Origin of the sequence: Acinetobacter soli (genome assembly GCF_000760595.1) — a bacterium.
In the GTDB taxonomy this organism is placed as follows: Bacteria; Pseudomonadota; Gammaproteobacteria; order Pseudomonadales; family Moraxellaceae; genus Acinetobacter; species Acinetobacter soli.
Genome location: NZ_BBNM01000012.1, coordinates 57,950 through 79,077, shown reverse-complemented (window position 1 = coordinate 79,077; position 21,128 = coordinate 57,950). Strand labels below are relative to the sequence as shown.

Sequence of the window (21,128 nt, the reverse complement as noted above, 5' to 3'; positions counted from 1 at the left end):
TTTGTTGTTTTGACAGGGTTGGTTGTACCAACCATGAGGTTTAAAAAATATTGGTTATTTTCCGAGTACGTCTCGCGCCACGATTTCCTTCATGATTTCGTTGGTGCCACCGTAAATTTTTTGCACACGTGAATCGACAAAAAAACGAGAAATCGGATATTCCTGCATATAGCCGTATCCCCCAAATAATTGCAGCAGTTGATCGATCACGTCGCACTGGGTATCGGTAATAAAGCATTTCAATGCAGCAACATGGCCCACAGTCAGCGCCCCCTGATGGTACATTTGGGCACATTCATGAATAAATGCTTGCGCTGCTTTGGCTTTGATTTGTGCATTGGCAATCACAAAGCGCGTGTTTTGAAGCTGCGCCAGTGTTTGGCCAAATGCCTTACGCTCTTGTACATAATTGGTGGTCAGGTCAATCGCGCCCCAAATCGATCCCATACCCATCATCGCAATACTTAAACGTTCACGGGGGAGCTCTTGCATCAGATATGTAAAGCCTTGGCCTTCTTGACCAAGGCGCTGAGTTACAGGTACATGAACGCCATCAAAAAAGAGTTCGGCGGTGTCTTGTGCATGCAGTCCAATTTTTTTAAGCGAACGTCCTTTTTCAACACCTTCAAGTTGCGCATCGACCAAAAACAGAGAAATACCTTTTGCGCGTGCCTGTGGGTCTGTTTTGGCAACCAGAACAATTAAATCGGCATGTAGTCCGTTGGAGATAAAGGTTTTTGAACCATCAATGACGTAATGCTCGTTTTTTAAAATCGCTTGAGTGCGAATAGCTTGAAGGTCTGATCCGGCATTGGCTTCGGTCATGGCAATTGCTGTTACCACTTCGCCCGATACCATTTTGGGTAACCAGTATTTCTTTTGCGCCTCACTACCCATATTTTGGATATAAGGAGAGACCAGTTCATTTTGTCCACCAATGGCAACCGCAAGTGAGCCAAATCCTGCGCGTGCAGTTTCTTGCACCAGCATGAGCGAGTAGTGAACTGGTGCGCCATATCCACCGTATTCTTCTGGAACATCGACACACAAGAACCCATTTTCACCGAGTAAGTTCCAGATATGTCGAGGAATCAGGCCATCGTGCTCCCATTGCTCGTAATAGGGCGCAACATGATCGTTTAAAAAACGTTTGTAGGTATCGCGGAACAATTCAAAATCAGTATCTTGCTGCATATTTCACCTTTTTTTAGCATGATCAAGGCCTAAGCCCATACGAAATGAGCTTGAGAACAAGAAATAAAACTAGGAGTGATTTAAAACGGGTATACGTACAATCAATGGATTATCTGTTTGTTTGTTATACAGTTCTTCGACCAGTGCAGCACGACGTTTTAAGATGTTACTCTGATTTAAATTGCCCTTATCAGTCACTTCACCTGCATCGAGCTGTGGTGCTTCAGTCATTAAATACAACATTGATACCCGATTTGAACTGCCCGTGGCATCTTTGTTGTACTGAATTAAAAACTGTCGAAACCACTGCTGTACTTTAGGGTGTTGCAAGATATCTGTTGCACTATGATTTTTCATATTCAGACCAGCAAAATCTGCACAGGCATCAAGCTTAGGAAAAACCAAGAAGCCAATCGCATTTAGATTTGAACCGGTGATACAAACATCTTGAATCAACAAATTACCTTGAATGAGTGCCTTGTTGCGTAAAGTACCGACATTAACAAAGGTGCCCGTGTTGAGTTTAAAATCTTCTGCAATACGGCCGTCGTACATCAGGCCCTGTGCAGGGTCGTTTGGATCGACCAGACGTACCGCATCGCCGGTATGGAAAAAACCGTCTTCATCAAAAATTGTGCTTTGCTGATCGGGTTTTAGTCGCCAGTAGCCTTTCATGACATGTAAGCCACGCACGCAAAATTCAAGTTTATCGCCATATGGTACCAGCTTGATTTCGCAGCCTGGAGCAGGGTAGCCAATAAAACCAGCCATTACCCGCGGGCCTGTGGTAAAGGCGCACGATGGTGCCGTTTCGGTCATGCCCAAGCCACTCATAATGCGGATTTTTTCACCGCAATGTGCCTGTGCAATTTTATCGAGTCGGTTCCATCCTGCTTCAGATAATGCAGCACCAGCAAAAAACAAAATTTTAACGTTGGCAAAGAAGCGATCTCTGAGTTCGGCATCTTTTTCCAGTGCATCGGTGAGTTCTTCCCAGCCTTTGGGTACATTTAGATAAACCGTCGGTGAAATTTCTTTTAAATTTCGAATCGTTTCATCAAATTTTCCCGGAACGGGCTTACCGTCATCGATGTAAATGGTTCCGCCGTTATAAAGCGCGATCCCAACATTGTGGCTTCCACCAAATGTATGATGCCAAGACAGCCAGTCCAGCAATACAGGCGGTGTGTCTTCAAACTCTGGAAAAGTTTGAAGTAGCATTTGTTGATTGATACATAGCATCAAATGTGTGGTCGGAACAGCCTTTGGAAGCTTGGTCGAACCGGATGTAAATAAAAACTTGGCAATCTGATGCTCATCTAGCGTTTCATAATGCTCTTGAACATCGGTCACGGGGGTATCTAATAAAGACTGAAACGATGTACAGACTTGATCACCTATAATGCCTTTATTGGTCACAATTTCAATATGATCCTGCGTACAGCTTTGAATGGCTTTAGCAAAAGCTTGTCCATCATTTGCATACACCATGCCTGGGGTGAGCACATCAAAGACATGTTTTAATTTGCCAAAATCTTGAGATACCAGTGAGTAGGCTGGCGAAATAGCAGAAAATGGTACACCTGCCAACATCGCGCCCATCGAAAGCGTTAAGTGTTCAAGATCATTTCCCGATAAAATTACCAAAGGTCGTTCTTGGCTTAAGTTGCGCTGATGCAAAGCTTGTGCAATATGCCAAGCACGTTGCAAGGTTTCTGCATAACTGAGCCTGATCCATTCGCCTTGTGTATTGCGTTTAGCGGCAAAGGTATGGTCGGGCTTAACTTTAGCAAAATGAATCAAACGATCGGTCAGTTTTTGCGGATAAGCCTTGAGTTGTTCTTTGGGTTGAATATGTAAAACCGGACCTTTATAAAAATAGTCAATTGCATGTTGTCCAAGTTTTACAAAGCGCTCTCTGTCTTGTGATTGAGTGGCATTCATTTGCATTTCGTTCACTCCATGTTGTACATCGCTGTACTTTTTTGCATCATGCAATTTTTATATCGTTATTTTTTAAAACCATACCCAATGGTTAAATTGGGTAATGGCGTGGCTGTGTTTGTACGGTAATCCAGCGAAGCTCGGTAAATTCAGCAATGGATGCTTTACTGCCAAAGCGACCATAACCACTCGATTTAGTGCCACCGAAGGGCATCTGTGCTTCATCGTGTACGGTTGCACCATTGATGTGGCAAATCCCGGAGTCAATCTGTTTGGCAACATCCATCGCCAAACCAAAGTTTTGACTAAACACAGCCGAAGATAAACCAAACTCACTGTCATTTGCCAAGCGAACACCGTCTTCAATGCTAGCAAAACGTTGTACTGTACAAACTGGCCCAAATGATTCTTCGCGATACAACAACATTTCGGGTTGAATATCCAGTACGAGTGTCGGTTGCATGAGGGTATCTTGAATCTGGATACCCAACGGAAGGTTGGCACCTTTTTGCTGTGCATCTTCAAGTAAGTGCTGAATTCGCTCTGCTGCGCGTCGGCTTTCAAGTACACCCAACATACTGCCTTGCTGCGTTGGATTACCTGCTTTAAGTGAGGCAGTTTTTTGAATGAGCTTTTCAATAAAGCGATCTGCAATGCCGTCTTGAACCAAAACGCGTTCTGTCGACATACAAATCTGGCCTTGGTTGAAAAATGCACCAAATGCAACCGCATTCACAGCTTCATCCAGATCGGCATCATTTAAAATCACCACAGGCGCCTTACCACCAAGTTCTAATAAAACAGGTTTAAGATGCTTTGCTGCTGTTTCGGCAATAATTTTACCTACTTTGGTCGAACCGGTGAAATTAATGCGTTTAGCTGCAGGGTGTTCAATCAGACGCTCAACGACTTGTGGTGCATCTTGAGGTGCATGTGTAATGACATTAACCACACCTTCACCCAAACCAGCTTCATTTAAAATTGCACCTATCAAGCTATGGGTTGCCGGACAAGCTTCCGAGGCTTTGAGTACTACCGTATTGCCACAAGCTAAAGGTATTGCAAGTGCTCGGGTTGGCAAAATAACAGGTGCATTCCAAGGCGCGATCCCGACTACAACACCACATGGCACCCGAATTCCCATTGCCAGATTGCCCGGTACATCAGACGGAATTAAGCTTCCATCAATTTGAGTGGTCATCGCGGCGGCTTCGCGTAGCATGTTGGCTGCCAGATGTACATTAAAGCCATACCATGTGGCTGTTGAACCTGTTTCACGCATACCGATTTCGATAAACTTTTCGGTATTTTGATCCATCAGATCTGCCGCTTTGAGCAAGCGTAAACGACGTTCAGTCGGCGAAACTTTCGACCAAATTTGAAATGCACGGCTAGCCGATTCAAGTGCACGATCGACATCCTCAAGTGTTGCAGCAGCAGCAACACTTGCAACATGACCGTCTATTGGGCTAATGCGTTCAAAGGTGGCTTGATTGGCAGCATCGACAGACTGACTATCAATAAGTAACTGTACATGTTGCATCGAGTGTATCCTTACTTGAGCATTGATGTTGCGAACTTAACCTGTACGCTTATAGCTTTGCAAACCTGGCTTAATCGATTTTTCATCTAAGAACTGTTTTAAACCCTCTTGGCGGCCGCCCTCAGTATCTCGATGATTACATTGATCCAGTTTGGCATATAAATAATCTTCATTCTGATCCCATGTCAGCTCACGACAGCGCTTAAAGCCATTTTTAGCTGTACGTAAAACGACAGGGTTTTTCTCGACCAGACACTGTGCCAGTTCTGTCACTTCAGTCTTTAGCTGTGCAAGCGGGACGCTTTTATTAATCAGACCCATTGCTTCAGCTTCTTTACCGGTAAAAGTTTTACCGGTCATAATGTAATACAGTGATGCACGATGCCCAACCGTATCTGCCATCGCTTTACTGACGAGGTTGCCCGGTGGAATGCCCCAGTTAATTTCTGACAGTCCGAAAGTGGCTTCATCGGCTGCAATGGCTAAATCACAGGCCACCAGTGGCGAGAAACCACCACCAAAACACCAGCCGTTAACCATGGCAATTGTTGGTTTAGAGTACATACGAAGTAATTGCCACTGCCAGCGACACGAATCACGTCGAATACGTTCTTGGAAAATTTCAGGTTGAGCATCTACTTCACGGAAATATTCTTTTAAATCCATGCCAGCAGTCCAAGAATCACCGGCACCAGTTAACACCAGCACTTTTGCCTCTGAATCTAGCTCGAGTGTTTCAAGCACATCGATCATTTCACGGTTGAGTGTTGGGCTCATTGCATTTTTTTTGTGAGGGCGATTAAGTGTGACCCATGCAATTCCATGTTCTACTTGTACATCAACGGTTTCCCAACGTTTATCGTATGTCATTTGTTTTCTCCTTGAATGACAAATTATGCTGTCTTGGATTTAATTTAATATCAGTTAAACTTACATTCAAGCGTTTTTTGAAGAATTTTATATTTTTTTTATAATCTTATGATTTTTAATGTTAAAAATATTTTTTAGAAAATTTAATAAAAAAACATATTGATTTTTTTATAAGCTTAACTGATATTTTATGTGTGTTCTTTGAACATTGACAATAAAAACGTAAAGGATGTTTAGTCAAAATAAGGAAGAGACTATGGATACCGTATCGAAGGCGTCGGGAAGGGCGAAACTTACGTTACTGCTGTGCTTTGCTATAGCGATATTTGAAGGCTTTGATCTTCAATCGATGGGTGTAGCAGCACCGCGAATGCGTGCCGAATTTATGTTAGATAATGCCCAAATGGCTTGGGCATTTAGTGCTGCAATTATTGGAACCCTGCCAGGCGCGATTATCGGTGGTCGTTTGGCAGATATTGTAGGCCGTAAAAAGATTTTAATTTTGAGTATTATGCTGTTCGGGATCATGTCATTACTGACAGCTTTTGCCGCTAACTATAACTTATTGCTGGTGATTCGTTTTCTTACTGGTTTAGGTATGGGCGGTGCATTACCCATGATGATTACGGTTACATCAGAAGCTGTGGCTGAAAACCGCAAGGCCACCGCAGTCAGTATTATGTACAGTGGCATTCCATTTGGAGGGCTACTGACCTCTGTTGTGGCTATGCTTATGGCAGGCGATGCAGAGTGGCGGCATATTTTTTATGTGGGTGGTATTGCGCCGATATTACTCATTCCACTCTTAATGAAGTTCTTGCCTGAATCCAACAGCTATCTGCAGAAAAAAACACACCTGCAAAGTACTACACCATTTTGGGAAGTGCTGTTTGCAAAAGAAAGACGGATGTCGACCATTCAATTATGGATCAGTTTCTTTTGTACGCTGGTGGTGCTCTATTTCTTGCTGAACTGGTTACCACTGCTTATGGGTTCACAAGGATTGTCTAAACTTGAAGCCAACTATGTACAGATGGGATACAACGTAGGCGGAATTTTTGGTTCTATTTTGATGGGTATGCTGCTCGACAAGATGCGTATGAGCAGTGTGATTAAGTTTATCTATGCGGGTATTCTGGTCGCTTTGTGCTGTCTGTCGATTTCACCAACAGTTGCATTGCTGGCACTTTCTGCCGTGGGTTGTGGCTTGTTTATTGTGGGTGGACAATCTGCTTTATATGGTTTGGCGGCAATGTATTATCCAACCGAAATGCGTGGCACGGGCGTGGGTGCAGCAGTTGCAATTGGACGAATCGGTTCTTTTGCCGGACCGTTGGTTGCAGGTTTCCTACTTTCGTTAGGTCAGAGCTCGACCATCGTCATTGGTTCAAGTATTCCGATTATCCTGATTGCTGCAATATCTGCACTAATGCTTGTCAGAAAGCCCAAACACCCTGTACATTTGGCGCATGGCTCAAGCGCTCAGTAACATTCTTTTAAAAGTATGGGGCTGATTGGCCTCATACTTTTTAACTTTTTATGAAGATAAATTATGCTACGTTCAAGTTCAGTTGATAGAAAAAGAGAAGAAGAGCCACGCTTAAGTTATATGATTGCTCGGGTTGACCGCATCATTAGCAAATATTTGACTGAACACCTAAGCGCGCTTGAGATTAGCTTGCCGCAATTTACTGCGCTTTCGGTGCTGGCGGCCAAACCGAATTTATCTAATGCCAAGCTTGCCGAACGTTCATTTATAAAACCGCAATCGGCCAATAAAATTTTGCAAGATCTACTCGCAAATGGCTGGATTGAAAAAGCACCAGATCCAACTCATGGTCGACGCATTCTAGTTACGGTGACACCGAGTGGACTAGACAAACTAAACCAATGTAACCAAGTGGTTCAGCAGCTCGAAGCGCAAATGTTGCAAGGGGTCGATATTAATCTGGCTTTTCTGATTCGTAATAACCTTGAATTAATGGTGAAGAATTTAAGTACATTTTCTAGTTTAGACCAATCAAAAGAGGAGCTTTAATTATTGTTCAGCTTTCTTAAGCTCGGCATTAATATAGCTCATAATCATGGTTTTCAGTCCATCTACCAACTCGTCAAAACTGATGTAAGGATTGGGCAAAATCAAATGCCGTGCAATATTAAAAATGCCGCTGTTAATACTGACATAGGCTGTAACTGCAAGATTATTCACCTTTAAGTACTTTGGATTATGCATCATGTATTTCATGACAATATTCATCAGTTCCCGCTCAATCTGATTAATATACTTGTCATAACGCAGCTCATTGGCATGTCGTAAACAAATCAGATAGCGTTCATTGTTTCGGGTGAGCAAATCTCGAAAATTATAAAAAATAAGTTCAATGACAGATTCTAGCTCCATATCCATAATGACAGGCGTAAGATCTTTGATCATTTTTAAAATTTCTTGTACAAATGATGCCGCCATCGCATCGTAAATTTCTTCTTTATTTTTAAAGTATTCATATAATGACCCAACACTGACACCTGCAATATCTGCAATATGCCGAGTTGTAGTTCCACTCATACCATGCAATGCTACAGATATAAATCCAGCTTCAATAATGGTATCTACCGTGACTTTTGCTCGTGTTTGACGTGGCTTTCGAGTGCTCAATGGATATTCCTTAAATCCGAACAATAATTCAAATTATCATGTTAGGCCAAATACAACAATTTAAAAAACATAAATCCGAACAGCAAAAAACACAACAAACTTCAGCCAGTAAGCACATCAAAAATCGAAGATTGTCAGTTGCGCAAAGCATCAAACTTAATGGTACTTTTAGTCAATATATTAAATAAATTTATTAAAAATTAATAATTTAAAATAGATGAAGGTTTGAGTATGAATAAATAGCCTAAGCTACATTAAAGTTTATCAGATGATCTAGACCCGAATTGAATCCGAACAACACATCGGATTAGCATGAAGATATGTAAGAAGTCTGAACAATCTTTCAGCTTAATCCATTGAATGCTTTAAGAAGGTGTCGCCATGATCACGACCGCAGTAAAAAAATCAGTCCAAGCTTTCAAGCCCATGCCTAAATTTGAGTTACCAGATTATACCCAAAAACCTGCAATTCCAATTCGTCATATTGCAGTTGGATTTGATGGAAAAGAGATTGATTTTGCGTTTTACATGAACAATCAGTTTGCCAGTACTTTTTTCGCAACGCTCTCTGTGTTTTTGACGTATGGTGAAGATCTGGTCATTGAAACCGCACGGTATCATCGTGATTTCGTGAAAGATCCGCTATTGAAACAGCGTGTGACATCGCTGATCGGACAAGAGGCGATTCACTCTAAACTTCATAATGAATTTAATGACGCGATTGCACATGAAGCCGTTAATTTCCCAGTAAAACTATATCGCTTTTTGGGAGAGAAGTTTTTTGACAATATTTTCTTAAAATTTCCACAACCACTTAAGCTCTCCATGATGGCCGGAATCGAGCATTTTACCGCCGTGCTTGCAGAATACATGATGAAGCACGAGAAAAATTTCTACTATTCAAATGATGCCAAAACACGTGCGATGTGGATGTGGCATATGCTTGAAGAGTCGGAGCATAAAGATATTGCGTATGATGTCTATCAATTACTCAATGGAAACTATGCATTACGTGCAGCAGGCTTCTTTATAGCCTTTGGAACTATTTTGGGATTGATTCCGTTTTCAACATTGTTTGTGCCAGTTTTACGCCAACCAAAAGACCTTGTGACACGCAAATTCTGGAAAGATGCCAAACGCGGTGTAGCGCTGATCTTTAGTCCAAATGATGGTGTTTTTGGTAGCACTATGGGGCAAATCTTTGACTATTTACGTCGCGATTTTCATCCAAATGATCACGATACCAGTGAATACCTTGAGTATTACAAAGAAAAACTACTCAAAGAAGGTGGTGCCATTGCGCCGTATCTTGTGAAAGTTTTTACACCGGCGCTTCGTAGCTAAATCGATGCAATTGCAATGCTCAGAAAAAAGGACGCATCACGATGATGCTATTTGGACGGAAAAATAAAAAACCAAGTTTTAACGCCTATGCAGTGGTTACAGGTGCGGGAAGTGGTATCGGGCGCAGTTTTGCTTTGGAGCTTGCAAAACGCAAAGCTACAGTTGTCTGTGCAGATATTAATCTGACTGGTGCTGAAGAAACGGTACGCTTAATCGAGCAATTAGGTGCAAAAGCGTTTGCGATTCAATGTGATGTGAGTCAAGCAGAACAGGTCAAGTCTCTGGCGGAGCAAGCCGAGCATCTCATGCAGCATCCGGTAACGTTGGTGATCAACAATGCTGGGGTTGGCTTGGGTGGAAAGTTTGATGAAATCAGTTTAGACGACTGGCAATGGGTGACCAATATCAATTTATGGGGTGTCATTCATGGTTGTCATTACTTTGTGCCTAAGTTTAAACAACTTGGTTATGGTGCCATCATTAATGTTGCATCTGCGGCATCGTACACTGCGGCACCTGAAATGACAGCCTATAACGTCACTAAAGCCGGTGTTCGTGCGTTGTCTGAAACTTTGTACGCAGAGCTTGGTAAGTTCAACGTAAAGGTGAATGTACTGTGTCCAACTCTGGTACCCACCAACATCATCAAAAACGGCCGTATACCGGGGCGCTATTCAAAACTTGCAGATCATGCCCTGATGAATTTTGCCTTGACCACCAGTGATGCAGTAGCACGTTTAACACTCAATCGTCTGGATGCGGGTGAGCTTTATACCATTCCACAACTTGATGCCAAACTTTTCTGGCTGATGAAACGGACGTCACCTGTGCTTTACACCAAATTTTTAGGTCTATCGTACAGTTTATTTAAGTAAGTTTGATTTGAAGGTAAACCACCATGACAGCAAAATTAAAAGAAGTGACAACTGCTGAAAATGCATCAAAAATGCCGCAACATATTTATGATACTTTTATTGTAGGCGCAGGTATTTCAGGCCTTGCTGCTGCAAAACGTTTAGATGATGTAGGCTATGAGAATTATAAAATTATAGAGAAAGCCACTCGTGTTGGCGGGACATGGCGAGAAAATACTTATCCTGGCTGTGGTTGTGACGTGCCATCTGCCTTGTATTCGTACTCTTTTGCGCCCAGTAGTAAATGGAGCCATTTATTTGCACGCCAGCCTGAAATTTTGAGTTACTTGGAAGAAGTAAGCCAAACCTTTCATATTGATCAAAAAATTGAATTTGGAACTGAGCTCATTAAAGCCAGCTGGAACACCGAACAAAATCTTTGGGTACTGGAAACTTCAAAAGGAACCTATTTGTCACGTACAGTTATTTTTGCAACAGGCCCGATTACCGAAGCACAAATTCCCAAGTTAGACGGTTTAGATACATTTAAAGGTGAAATGTTTCATTCTGCAAAGTGGAATCATGATTATGACTTAACTGGAAAACGGATTGCGGTCATTGGTACCGGTGCTTCGGCCATTCAGTTTGTGCCGCAAATTCAGCCCTTAGCCAAAGAACTGTATGTATTTCAGCGTACTGCACCATGGGTTATTCCAAAACCTGATATGGAATTGGGTAATGTAAGTAAATCGCTGATTGAGCGCTTTCCTATTATTCAGGCCACGTGGCGTCAGGCCGTGGCGCAGTCACTTAACGCAATCAATTTCGGTTTACGTAATCCTGCTGTATTGAAGCCAGTGGGCGAAATATTTAAGCAAGTACTTAAAACACAAATTAAGGATACTGAACTACGTAAAAAAGTTACACCAGACTTTACCATTGGTTGTAAGCGTCTATTGTTTGCAAACAACTATTATCCAGCATTGCAGGCAGAAAATACCCAGTTGATTCCTCATGGCTTGGTCAAAGTTGAGGGCAATACCGTGATTGCAGCCAACGGTGAAAAACATGAAGTCGATGTCATTATTTGGGGTACGGGTTTTGAAGTTTCACATCCTCCGATTGGACGACGTGTTTATAACGAAAAAGGTCAGTGTTTACACGATTTGTGGAAAAGCACATCACCGGAAGCATATTTAGGCACTAATATTGAAAATGTACCCAATGCATTTTTGGTTCTTGGTCCGAATGTACTGGTCTATGATTCTTTTATTGGCTTGGCAGAGGCGCAACTTAATTACATTGTAGATGGTTTGCAAAAAATCAAAAAACATAAAATTAGTAAACTGACCGTCAAACCGCAAGTTCTTAAATATCACAATGAGCAGGTTCAACAACACCTTCAAACCACGGTTTTTAATGCTGGTGGCTGTAAAAGTTACTATTTAGATGCCAATGGCCGTAATTTTGCTGCATGGCCGTGGTCGTTGAAAACATTAAAACAGCGTTTAGCGCATTTGAACTTACGCGATTATGAGGTGAGCTACGAGACTGTTGGCACACATATTCGCTAGGTAATATCTTTTATCGGCATCAATCCGGCATATAGTCGGGTTGATGCCGATTTAAATTGTTCATATATGGTTATGATTAGATGAAAGCAATTAAAAATATGCTAATTTAAGTGTATGCATTTAGTCGTTAATAAATCTATGAAAAATATCTATATTGTTGGTTTATTGTGCTTCTGTTCTACATGGGCCATGGCTGAGGCGCCTTTAAAAGCACCTGAGGCTTCTGAACAACCGCAAACTATGGATTTAAATCCGAGTACCATTAAAATTGTGACTCGTCCTGAAATTATGGGCTTGTGGGGAATGGAAATTCCTAATAATAAAAAATGTACTGAATATTATAACTTTCGAAATGCCAACGAAGTGATTGTAAAAAGTGGCCAAGAGTGGTCTTACGGTATTTATGATTATCAACCATCACCAGATAAAAATGAGCAGTTGGCTGGTTTGATTATGCAAATCAAATACGACAACAACGAAACTGATTGTTCTGGTCAAAAAGTCGATCAGTCAGGTGAGGTGTCGCAGTATTTTGTACACTGGAAAAATGCAGACACCATTAACTTCTGTGCCAATGAAAAAGGTCAGCAATGTTTTGCAACACTGCGCAGAGTTTTACCTTAAGCAAGAGCACAAATAAAAAAACCTCTCATGAATCCATGAGAGGTTTTTTTATGAAATGACGATTACGCCTTTTCAGTTGTAGCATTTTCTTGTGTTGCAGCTGCAGCAGGCTTTTCAGCTTCAAGCTGTTTTAACAAGTGCTTTTCAAGATAATGAATATCCATGGCTTGTTTTAAAAACTCTGGATCTTGTAAGATCAAGTCTTTATGCAATGGAATATTGGTTTTTACACCTGTCAGAATCATCTCGTCTAATGCTTGACGCATACGAGCCATAGATGTTTCGCGATCTTTACCATGTGCAATGAGTTTTGCAATCATTGAGTCATAGTAAGGCGGAATGCTGTAGCCCGAATAAATATGCGAATCTAGACGGATGCCTGCACCACCTGGTGCGTAGAAGCTATCGATCTTGCCTGGAGAAGGTAAGAAAGTGGTTGGATCTTCTGCGTTGATACGACATTCGATGGCATGGCCATGAACTTCAATTTCTTCTTGTTGCAGTTCTAAACCTAAACCAGCAGCAATACGTAATTGTTGTTCAATAATATCGATACCTGTCACCATTTCAGTTACAGGATGCTCAACCTGAACACGTGTGTTCATTTCGATAAAGAAGAATTCGCCGTCTTCAAACAAGAATTCAAACGTACCAGCACCGCGGTATTGCATGAGTTTACATGCATTCACACAAGCTTCTAAAATATCGGCACGTGCTTGCTCAGGTAAACCAGGAGCAGGTGCTTCTTCTAGCACTTTTTGGTGACGGCGCTGAAGCGAGCAGTCACGATCGTACAGGTGAACTGCATGGCCATTACCATCGCCCAAAACCTGAACTTCCACATGACGTGGCTTCTGCAAGAAACGCTCCATATAGACCGTATCGTCGCCAAACCACATTTCTGCGTCACGCTGAGCAGCCTGAACAGATTCAAGCAACGTATCTACACGCTCAACAATACGCATACCACGACCACCACCACCAGAAGCAGCTTTTACAATCAGCGGAAAACCGATTTCTTTTGCTTCTGCCAAGGCATTGTGAATAGTGACGGCATGATCACATCCTGGTACGGTTGGTACGCCTGCTTTTTTCATGGCAATAATCGCCGAAACTTTATTACCCATCAGGCGAATATGTTCAGGACGTGGACCAATGAAAATAAAACCAGAAGATTCTACAATTTCTGCAAACTCTGCATTTTCAGAAAGAAAACCGTAGCCAGGGTGGATGGCATCTGCACCTGTAATTTCTGCTGCAGTAATAATTGCTGGGATGTTTAAATAGCTATCACTACTCGCACCCGGTCCAATACATACCGCTTCATCAACAAAACGTAAGTGCATCAAGTCTTTGTCGGCATCTGAATAGATACCCACAGTCTTAATGCCTAATGATTTGCAAGCCCGGGTAATTCGTAACGCGATTTCACCACGGTTTGCAATTAATACTTTTTGCAACATAGCTATCCCCGTGAGATTATGCGCGGAAGCGGAATAATGGTTGACCAAACTGGATTACATCACCATTTTTTACCAAAATTTCTTCAACCACGCCACTTTGAGTTGCTTCGATCGGGTTCATGATTTTCATTGCTTCGATGATACCCAAAGTTTCACCAGCAGAAACCGTTTGACCAACTTTTACAAATGGAGCTTCACCTGGGCTTGGAGCAGCATAAAATACGCCGACCATTGGAGAAGTCTCTACCGCACCACGAGGGGTTTTAGGCGCTGGAGCCGCTGGCGCTGCCGCCGGCGCAGCTGCAATTGCACCTGCTGCAATTACTGGTGTTGGACGAGTAAGAGCGATAGATTGATCACCTTCTTTAACCTCAATCGCTTGTAAGTCAGATTCAATCATCAAATCGATGAGTTTCTTAATTTTGCGAATATCCATAGGTGAATGTTCCTAAATCGTGTTGGATTAAATAGATGGTTGAATTTTTTGGATGGCGAAATCGAGAGCAAAGGCATAACCTTTGGCTCCCAAACCGCAAATTACGCCAACCGCTTTATCGGACAAATAGGAATGATGTCTGAAAGCTTCTCGAGCATGAACGTTCGATAAATGAACTTCAAGAAAGGGGATATCTACACCTAACAGTGCATCCCGCAGCGCAACCGATGTATGTGTGAGTGCTGCTGGGTTAATAATAATCAGTGAAATTCCGTCAAGTCTGGCTTGATGAATACGATCAATAATCGCACCTTCCCAGTTACTTTGAAAAGTTTCTAATCCGATACCTTGAGATTCTGCTTGGGTTTTGAGTTGCTGATTGATATCATCAAGTGTCAGATGACCGTACACCTCTGGCTCTCTTGTTCCTAAGAGGTTCAAATTCGGTCCATGAATTACCAAAATGGTTGAACTCATTCAACTTGCTCCAATTTATCAATGTGCAAACCATACTTGCAAAATCTATGCAAAATTTGCTCTTTCAGGCATATATTTCTGCTTTTGATTATCAATTTTGTTAGTAATTGAGCAAAGACTATATGCCAAATTTCATAGCATATATTGTAAACTTTGCGAGAAATGCGCAATGTTAAAAAATGACAAAATTCGAGTCTGTTTGTTTGTCACACAATTTAAACAGAATTGACTAAAAAATCTCGCTGAATGGATAGTAATTAAGATGTAGCGAATCGAAATATAACATCCAAAATGAGAAAGCTTTAGATTCGAAATGTGGAAAAGGGATTAAAAAGTGTGCTCAATTCTGCATTTCATAGGTCTTTTTTTGTTGCCAAAGAATGCATAATCAATTCAAGTGAAGTTAAAAAATTAGGAGAATTATTAAGAGGAAATAGCTTTTTATATTTATAAACTATTGAAAAAAATAAAAATTATTATGAAGCGTAAAAATTCAATCTATTTAAAATCCTTTTTAAATTTAACTAACATATTGTTTTTTAGTCAGAAAACTCAATGACTCTTTGAAGTTATACGCTTCGATTTTTTTTCGTGGTCTGGCTTAAATAAATGGCCTTTAAAGTCATGAACTGGCTGTAGTTCATATTACAAGACAATGCTAAATGACTTTTTTGATCATTTTGACTGATCAAAAATGATATAAAAAGTCATTAACGATTTAGATCGTATTGGCAAAAGATAAAAACAAGCAATTTCAGTGATTTCCTAGACACGAAAGAATGATCTTTTTCTAATCAATTGTATTTATATCTCAAAGATTCATCCGATATTTTATTGAAATTGAGCTATTTTGATACTACGTATCAAAATAGCCTAAGTAAAACAGATAAATTTATAAAAGATCGTGAACTTACATTTAAAAAATTACGAGTCAAGATGACATCGAAATTGCGACTGCATCATGTGCGTGCAAACTTTCTTGATGAATCACTTTAATTGACCATTTTAATGATGTTTTATCAAGTTCACTCGATAAACGTCTGGCTGCATCTTCAACAAACATTAAATTTTGTCCGTTTAACTGCGCAAAAGCTTGTTCATCAGCTCGTTTTACCGCAGTTTGAGTCGGTGTTTTTAAGGCTTGCTCAACTTTATCAATCAATTCAGTTAAATTTATCAATTGCTTGGCATCATCTGTTTCAATCTTAATCTGCGCAATACTACGTTGGCTATGAGGCGTTGCATAAGTTGCATGTTCTTCAAGCCATTGCTTTACGTCTGATTTTGGCAATGTGTGCGTGTCTTTAAATTGTAGTTCAAATGCCTGTGCAATCAATTGCCGCGATAAAGCCGCTGAGCAGGGGCAGGTCGATGAGTACGAGACATCAACTGCGTAATTTATCTGAAATTTATGATTGATCAGCTCTGCTTCGATGCAAACAGGATAGCTTTTCCATCCATTCAGATCTGCGCTGACCAGTGCAGATCTGCTTAGCATCAAATCAAATCTCAGTACAATCTTTGCAGCATCACTACCACAATCTTGATGGCTAGAAATGATGTCTTGCAAAAGTGAATGAATGGCCGAAGCATCTAAGTCATGTAATTCATTGAGTAAGCGATACAGACGCGACATATGAATGCCTTTAATATCACTTTTTGGCAGATTGACATATATATCAACTTTGGTACTTAATGGATAATAAAATTGTTGAATAGAAAGGGGAAGGTCAATGCCTTCCATACCAACCCATTTCAGTGCGATCAAATTATTTGGTAATTGTGAAACGCAAACGTCTGGAAGTGATGAGTTCATAAAAGTTTATACATCGGTTAATTGAGTGAAGGCCAGTTAAATGGATTTGAAAATTTGATCCATTGCTGTGGACCAAGTGCCATTTCGGTGTCTGTGAGTAAGCATTGATCGAATTGCATGATCAGATCTTGCTCATTCATCTCCATGCCAATCATGACAATCTCTTGACGAGCATCACCCACTTTTTCATCCCAGTTTTTTTCAATTGCCGCCAGCGATTGATCATCTTGAGGCCAGTTTTCAGGCTCAGTTGCCGCCCACCAACTACCCGCTACGCCATGGCGTGCCATTGCACCTGCTTGCGACCATGAGCATGCAAGTGTTGGCTCACATGCCAACCAGAAAAAACCTTTTGACCTGACAACCCCTGGCCATTCAGAATTAATAAAGGCATAAAAGCGCTCAGGATGAAATGGACGGCGTGCACGATAAACAAAACTGCTAATACCGTACTCTTCAGTTTCTGAAACATGCTCTCCACGTAGTTCTTTTAACCAACCCGGTGCCTGAGATGCTTGATCGAAATCAAATAATCCAGTGTTTAACACAGTATCTAGTGATACGCGTCCAAATTCAGAAATTTCGATTTTTGCGCGTGGATTAAGCTTGTTCAAAATAGCAATCAGACGTTCTTTTTCTTCGCTATTAATTAAATCAATTTTATTAAGGATAATCACATCACAAAATTCAATTTGATCGATCAATAAGTCGACCACGCTACGCTGGTCATCTTCACCTAAAGATTCCCCACGATCATTTAACTGATCATAAGAGCTGTAATCTCGAAGAAAATTAAATCCATCGACTACAGTCACCATGGTATCTAATTGTGCAAACTGGTTAAGAGAAATACCATCTTCATCTGCAAAAGTGAAGGTTTCAGCCACAGGGAGAGGCTCTGAAATACCTGTAGATTCAATCACCAATTGATCAAACTTATTTTCTTCTGCCAAGCGTTTAACTTCAATCAGTAAATCTTCCCTTAAAGTGCAGCAGATGCAGCCATTACTCATTTCGACCAGTTTCTCATCGGTTCGAGAAAGTTCTGCGCCACCATTTTTGACCAGCGCAGCGTCGATATTGACTTCTGACATATCATTGACAATGACAGCCACACGGCGACCTTCACGGTTGTTTAAAATATGATTCAGTAATGTGGTTTTTCCGGCGCCCAAAAAGCCTGAAAGTACGGTAACTGGGAGTTTATGTGACGGATTGGCTAAGGAGCTGACCATTTGCTATGTCCTTTTTAAAGAAAACACACCGATATCACTGCGATGGATTGCCAAAAGCAGTAATTTAATATCTTAATGTTATGTTATAATATAACAAATAATCAATCGGATTTTATGTGTTTATCTTTCTTGGGCTACTTTAGCTGCTTAAATGGCTTATTTATTCAATTTTTTCACCACAAATTGAGCTATGCCAAGTGTGGTCTGGTCCCCATGTTCTAAATCCCTTGGTGTCGATATGAATTTGACCAGAACTATAAACGCCTAAGCCCATGTTGTAGCGCTGACCTTCAGTTTGCCAAAATTTACATAATTTGCGTTTGCTGCTGGCGATACGTAGCTGATCTGAATCTGATGGAAATTCTGGCCCAATGCGAAAATCTATCGCCGAGTTTTGCATATGAGAAGACTCTTTTGCGCCACCTACGCAAGCATTAAGCACTGGCGAACGATAAGCAGAAGTCAGTTCAATATCTGAAATGATATTGGAATTTACCAAATAGGCGAGTAACTTGAGTGTCGGTACAGCATTATTCCATACAGATGAATCAGGAACATCGTATTGATCGTACTGGCATGCTTGCCAGCCACGCGCAGATCGGAATAACTCAAAATCTGGTGCAACCAGATTAATGCCTTGACTTATTAAATAGTTTTTATAGTCAGAAACACGCTTCTGATTGGGATTACGTTCTAACCATACAATATAAGAGACAGGTGTTGGTTTGGCGAGAGCAGAGGATTGTATTGCATTTGGACGTATAGATTGAATCTGTTTCGCCGATTTTGGTGGATGTTGTATAGATGTACAAGCGCTTAAAGTTAGCCCAAAAAAAGTGAAAACGGTTAAAACGTAAAAATGCTTCATTTTTGTTCATGATTAAATCTGATGTTATAGTATAACAATTAATTTGGTGTCACTCAGTCACTTTTTTACCATAAATGATATCTCTTTGTTTAATAATCGAGATTACTTCTAGTCTAATAAATCATTCAAAGCACATAATATTAAAGAGGAACAGACAAACTTCAACTGTATTTCAACTCTTTTCATTTTATAAATAGAGCAAGAGACTATATTTTTTAGGAAAAATATGCGAAGCAGTTCTATTGGGATAGATTTGGGTGGTACAAAATTATTATTACTCTGTGAACATGCCGAGGCAATTTATAGTACTGGTATTGGGTTTACACCAGATCAACTTTTGGCTCATCTTGATAATTTTATTACACAAAACGAATTCACGCCGAGCAGTATTGGTCTTGCAGTTCCGGGGTTGGTCAGTGCTTCGGGTGATATAGTGTTATCTGATGTGTTGCCAGCATTCAATGGCTGGCAAGCGGCTCAAGCGTTACAGGCTTGGTGTAACACAGTAGCTGTGCTAAATGATATCAAGGCGGCACTTATACAAGAATTTTCGCACGCTTCGAAAGATATAACCGCTGGTGTTGTAATGGTGGGTACCGCTATAGGCGCTGCTTTAATGGTGCAAGGGCAACCGCTCACTGGTACATGTGGATGGGCAGGGGAATTGGGTTATTTGCCGATTGTACAGCATGATCAGATTCGAAGATTAGACGATTTGGCAAGTGGTGCAGCACTGGTCAAAGCATCTGGCTTGCAACCAAAAGATCTGGCTTTAAGAGCACATGCAAACGATCGCCAAGTTTTAGACATGATTCAAACAGCAGGAGCTGCATTGGGTTTGGGGCTGGCCAGTGTAATCCACCTGTTTAATCCATCAAAATTGAGTTTAGGAGGTGGCACCTTGCAATTGCCCGGTTATTGGGAGGCAGCTTTACAATCAGCACAAGAAAATACCTTGCCTATGTTATGGCAAGCATGCGAGCTGAACCGGATAAAAAATGCAGCGCATGTTGTGGCGCTGGGCGCCATTCAAGCTGGCTTAGATTATTCTCAAAACCGTTCATAATCTTTCACTTTCTCCATTCTAAGCTATTGAGTAAAGCTGAATCAAAGCAGCCTAAAATGGAGAAATAAAAGCAATTAAGCAATACTCTATTTAAGTTTTACTCATCGAAATCACAATTTTTCCAATATGTTCGCTTTTCTCCATCGCGGTATGTGCCTGCGCTATTTGATCAAAAGTAAATGTTTTATAAATGATTGGTCGGCATTGACCTTGCTCAATCAATGGCCAGACTTTTTCTTTTAAGGCTTTGGCGATGGTGTATTTTTCTTCATCGGTGCGTGCACGCATGGTTGAACCCGTCACTTTGGCACGCTTTAAAATAAGCTGCTGAAGATCAAAGTCTTTCGCGAAACGCCCTCCCATAAAACCCAAAATGACCAAACGTCCGTCGCGTTTTAATACATTCATATTTTGCTGAAAGTATTTACCACCTACAATATCTAAAATGACATCAACACCTTGCTTTTGAGTCTGTTCCAAAATCACGTCTTCAAAGTTGTCTGTTTTGTAGTTGATTGCAGTGGTGATCGCATCTAAAGCCTGAACCTTATCGTCTGTGCCGACCGTGGTAAACGTTTTGATTCCCATGGCATGGCATAAACTCAGTGCTGTCGTTCCTATTCCGCTGGCTCCGCCATGAATAAGTGCCGTTTCGCCAGTAGTTAAACCACCGATATCGAACAAGTTTGCCCAAACGGTAAAGTAAGTTTCTGGAACGACGGCCGCTTCTTCAAAACTTAATGAGCTTGGAATCGGTAATGTTTGGGTTTCAGGCACAGCACAAAACTCGGCATAGCCACCACCATTGGTGAGCGCGCATACTTCATCGCCTATATTAAAAAGCGAGACGGCACTGCCTTTGGCAACCACAATACCTGCGACTTCAAGTCCGGGAATGGGGGTTACACCTTTTGGCATTGGATACAGCCCCATGCGCTGCAATACATCTGGGCGGTTAATTCCAAAAGCTTTCACCTGAATCAACAGCTCATGATCTTTGATTTCGGGTAGATCAGCTTCGGTTATTTTAAGTACATCGGGATCACCGGGTTCTGAAATTTCAATGTGTTTCATGCGTGTTGGTAAATCCGTCATGTGTTTAATCCTTATTTATAAGCCTAAAAGCGATGGTATCTTAAAGTAGATACGGATAATTTTGATCAA

General features: G+C 41.1%; 19 protein-coding genes. 7 read left to right on the top strand and 12 right to left on the bottom strand.

What is annotated here, in order from left to right:
* Window positions 1-54: 54 nt before the first annotated feature.
* From Aso01_RS13365 to Aso01_RS13350, 4 genes are all read right to left on the bottom strand, one after another.
* Window positions 55-1,194: an acyl-CoA dehydrogenase family protein gene (locus tag Aso01_RS13365; RefSeq protein ID WP_004937767.1), complete on the bottom strand. Its 1,140-nt coding sequence runs from the start codon at window positions 1,192-1,194 to the stop codon at window positions 55-57.
* A 69-nt stretch (window positions 1,195-1,263) separates the two neighbouring features.
* A complete protein-coding gene (locus tag Aso01_RS13360; RefSeq protein WP_171063757.1) occupies window positions 1,264-3,153 on the bottom strand; it encodes a feruloyl-CoA synthase in 1,890 nt (629 codons plus the stop codon).
* A 76-nt stretch (window positions 3,154-3,229) separates the two neighbouring features.
* The gene (locus Aso01_RS13355) at window positions 3,230-4,681 is read right to left on the bottom strand and encodes an aldehyde dehydrogenase (RefSeq protein ID WP_004937758.1); all 1,452 of its coding nucleotides are present in this window, start codon (window positions 4,679-4,681) and stop codon (window positions 3,230-3,232) included.
* Between the two features lie 36 nt (window positions 4,682-4,717).
* Complete coding sequence (locus tag Aso01_RS13350) at window positions 4,718-5,551, bottom strand: p-hydroxycinnamoyl CoA hydratase/lyase (RefSeq protein ID WP_004937753.1); 834 nt, start codon at window positions 5,549-5,551, stop codon at window positions 4,718-4,720.
* A gap of 256 nt (window positions 5,552-5,807) precedes the next feature.
* Between Aso01_RS13350 and mhpT the strand changes: the two genes are divergently transcribed.
* Window positions 5,808-7,040: a 3-(3-hydroxy-phenyl)propionate transporter MhpT gene (gene mhpT / locus Aso01_RS13345; RefSeq protein WP_004937750.1), complete on the top strand. Its 1,233-nt coding sequence runs from the start codon at window positions 5,808-5,810 to the stop codon at window positions 7,038-7,040.
* A 63-nt stretch (window positions 7,041-7,103) separates the two neighbouring features.
* Window positions 7,104-7,589 carry a MarR family winged helix-turn-helix transcriptional regulator gene (locus tag Aso01_RS13340; protein WP_004937747.1) on the top strand — a complete coding sequence of 162 codons (486 nt, stop codon included), beginning with the start codon at window positions 7,104-7,106 and terminating at the stop codon, window positions 7,587-7,589.
* Here the strand turns inward: Aso01_RS13340 and Aso01_RS13335 are convergent, their stop codons facing one another.
* The gene (locus Aso01_RS13335; protein ID WP_004937745.1) at window positions 7,590-8,207 is read right to left on the bottom strand and encodes a TetR/AcrR family transcriptional regulator; all 618 of its coding nucleotides are present in this window, start codon (window positions 8,205-8,207) and stop codon (window positions 7,590-7,592) included. It lies immediately after the preceding gene.
* A gap of 381 nt (window positions 8,208-8,588) precedes the next feature.
* Here Aso01_RS13335 and Aso01_RS13330 point away from each other — a divergent pair, with 381 nt between their 5' ends.
* From Aso01_RS13330 to Aso01_RS13315, 4 genes are all read left to right on the top strand, one after another.
* The gene (locus Aso01_RS13330; protein ID WP_004937740.1) at window positions 8,589-9,551 is read left to right on the top strand and encodes a metal-dependent hydrolase; all 963 of its coding nucleotides are present in this window, start codon (window positions 8,589-8,591) and stop codon (window positions 9,549-9,551) included.
* 41 nt (window positions 9,552-9,592) lie between these two features.
* Window positions 9,593-10,426 (top strand): SDR family NAD(P)-dependent oxidoreductase, encoded by an 834-nt coding sequence (locus Aso01_RS13325; protein WP_004937737.1) that lies wholly within the window; start codon window positions 9,593-9,595, stop codon window positions 10,424-10,426.
* A gap of 23 nt (window positions 10,427-10,449) precedes the next feature.
* Window positions 10,450-11,979 (top strand): flavin-containing monooxygenase, encoded by a 1,530-nt coding sequence (locus Aso01_RS13320; protein ID WP_004937734.1) that lies wholly within the window; start codon window positions 10,450-10,452, stop codon window positions 11,977-11,979.
* A 114-nt stretch (window positions 11,980-12,093) separates the two neighbouring features.
* A complete protein-coding gene (locus tag Aso01_RS13315) occupies window positions 12,094-12,603 on the top strand; it encodes a hypothetical protein (RefSeq protein WP_004937731.1) in 510 nt (169 codons plus the stop codon).
* 62 nt (window positions 12,604-12,665) lie between these two features.
* Here Aso01_RS13315 and accC read toward each other — a convergent pair whose 3' ends face one another.
* From accC to Aso01_RS13285, 6 genes are all read right to left on the bottom strand, one after another.
* Window positions 12,666-14,066 carry an acetyl-CoA carboxylase biotin carboxylase subunit gene (accC, locus tag Aso01_RS13310; RefSeq protein ID WP_004937728.1) on the bottom strand — a complete coding sequence of 467 codons (1,401 nt, stop codon included), beginning with the start codon at window positions 14,064-14,066 and terminating at the stop codon, window positions 12,666-12,668.
* Between the two features lie 16 nt (window positions 14,067-14,082).
* Entirely contained in the window at window positions 14,083-14,502 is a 420-nt protein-coding gene (gene accB, locus Aso01_RS13305; RefSeq protein WP_004937725.1) for an acetyl-CoA carboxylase biotin carboxyl carrier protein, read from the bottom strand.
* A 27-nt stretch (window positions 14,503-14,529) separates the two neighbouring features.
* Window positions 14,530-14,979, bottom strand: coding sequence for a type II 3-dehydroquinate dehydratase (gene aroQ / locus Aso01_RS13300; RefSeq protein ID WP_004937721.1), 450 nt, complete (start codon window positions 14,977-14,979; stop codon window positions 14,530-14,532).
* 931 nt (window positions 14,980-15,910) lie between these two features.
* On the bottom strand, window positions 15,911-16,795 hold the full coding sequence (folE2, locus tag Aso01_RS13295; RefSeq protein WP_004937719.1) for a GTP cyclohydrolase FolE2: 885 nt from the start codon (window positions 16,793-16,795) through the stop codon (window positions 15,911-15,913).
* A 17-nt stretch (window positions 16,796-16,812) separates the two neighbouring features.
* Window positions 16,813-18,030 carry a zinc metallochaperone GTPase ZigA gene (gene zigA, locus Aso01_RS13290; RefSeq protein WP_004937716.1) on the bottom strand — a complete coding sequence of 406 codons (1,218 nt, stop codon included), beginning with the start codon at window positions 18,028-18,030 and terminating at the stop codon, window positions 16,813-16,815.
* Between the two features lie 160 nt (window positions 18,031-18,190).
* Window positions 18,191-18,898, bottom strand: coding sequence for a YcbK family protein (locus Aso01_RS13285; protein WP_004937713.1), 708 nt, complete (start codon window positions 18,896-18,898; stop codon window positions 18,191-18,193).
* A 226-nt stretch (window positions 18,899-19,124) separates the two neighbouring features.
* On the opposite strand from Aso01_RS13285, the gene Aso01_RS13280 reads away from it, so the two are divergent.
* Window positions 19,125-19,964, top strand: a complete 840-nt coding sequence (locus tag Aso01_RS13280) for an ROK family protein (protein WP_004937711.1) — start codon at window positions 19,125-19,127, stop codon at window positions 19,962-19,964.
* A 90-nt stretch (window positions 19,965-20,054) separates the two neighbouring features.
* Here Aso01_RS13280 and Aso01_RS13275 read toward each other — a convergent pair whose 3' ends face one another.
* Entirely contained in the window at window positions 20,055-21,059 is a 1,005-nt protein-coding gene (locus Aso01_RS13275; protein WP_004937710.1) for an NAD(P)H-quinone oxidoreductase, read from the bottom strand.
* Window positions 21,060-21,128 lie beyond the last annotated feature (69 nt).

Bases quoted from the DNA above. Each gene is read 5' to 3' on its own strand.
- Aso01_RS13365 (WP_004937767.1), bottom strand. From the start codon at position 1,194: ATGCAGCAAGATACTGATTTTGAATTGTTCCGCGATACCTACAAACGT.
- Aso01_RS13355 (WP_004937758.1), bottom strand. From the start codon at position 4,681: ATGCAACATGTACAGTTACTTATTGATAGTCAGTCTGTCGATGCTGCC.
- Aso01_RS13350 (WP_004937753.1), bottom strand. From the start codon at position 5,551: ATGACATACGATAAACGTTGGGAAACCGTTGATGTACAAGTAGAACAT.
- mhpT (WP_004937750.1), top strand. From the start codon at position 5,808: ATGGATACCGTATCGAAGGCGTCGGGAAGGGCGAAACTTACGTTACTG.
- Aso01_RS13340 (WP_004937747.1), top strand. From the start codon at position 7,104: ATGCTACGTTCAAGTTCAGTTGATAGAAAAAGAGAAGAAGAGCCACGC.
- Aso01_RS13330 (WP_004937740.1), top strand. From the start codon at position 8,589: ATGATCACGACCGCAGTAAAAAAATCAGTCCAAGCTTTCAAGCCCATG.
- Aso01_RS13325 (WP_004937737.1), top strand. From the start codon at position 9,593: ATGATGCTATTTGGACGGAAAAATAAAAAACCAAGTTTTAACGCCTAT.
- Aso01_RS13320 (WP_004937734.1), top strand. From the start codon at position 10,450: ATGACAGCAAAATTAAAAGAAGTGACAACTGCTGAAAATGCATCAAAA.
- Aso01_RS13315 (WP_004937731.1), top strand. From the start codon at position 12,094: ATGCATTTAGTCGTTAATAAATCTATGAAAAATATCTATATTGTTGGT.
- accC (WP_004937728.1), bottom strand. From the start codon at position 14,066: ATGTTGCAAAAAGTATTAATTGCAAACCGTGGTGAAATCGCGTTACGA.
- accB (WP_004937725.1), bottom strand. From the start codon at position 14,502: ATGGATATTCGCAAAATTAAGAAACTCATCGATTTGATGATTGAATCT.
- aroQ (WP_004937721.1), bottom strand. From the start codon at position 14,979: ATGAGTTCAACCATTTTGGTAATTCATGGACCGAATTTGAACCTCTTA.
- folE2 (WP_004937719.1), bottom strand. From the start codon at position 16,795: ATGAACTCATCACTTCCAGACGTTTGCGTTTCACAATTACCAAATAAT.
- zigA (WP_004937716.1), bottom strand. From the start codon at position 18,030: ATGGTCAGCTCCTTAGCCAATCCGTCACATAAACTCCCAGTTACCGTA.
- Aso01_RS13285 (WP_004937713.1), bottom strand. From the start codon at position 18,898: ATGAAGCATTTTTACGTTTTAACCGTTTTCACTTTTTTTGGGCTAACT.
- Aso01_RS13280 (WP_004937711.1), top strand. From the start codon at position 19,125: ATGCGAAGCAGTTCTATTGGGATAGATTTGGGTGGTACAAAATTATTA.
- Aso01_RS13275 (WP_004937710.1), bottom strand. From the start codon at position 21,059: ATGACGGATTTACCAACACGCATGAAACACATTGAAATTTCAGAACCC.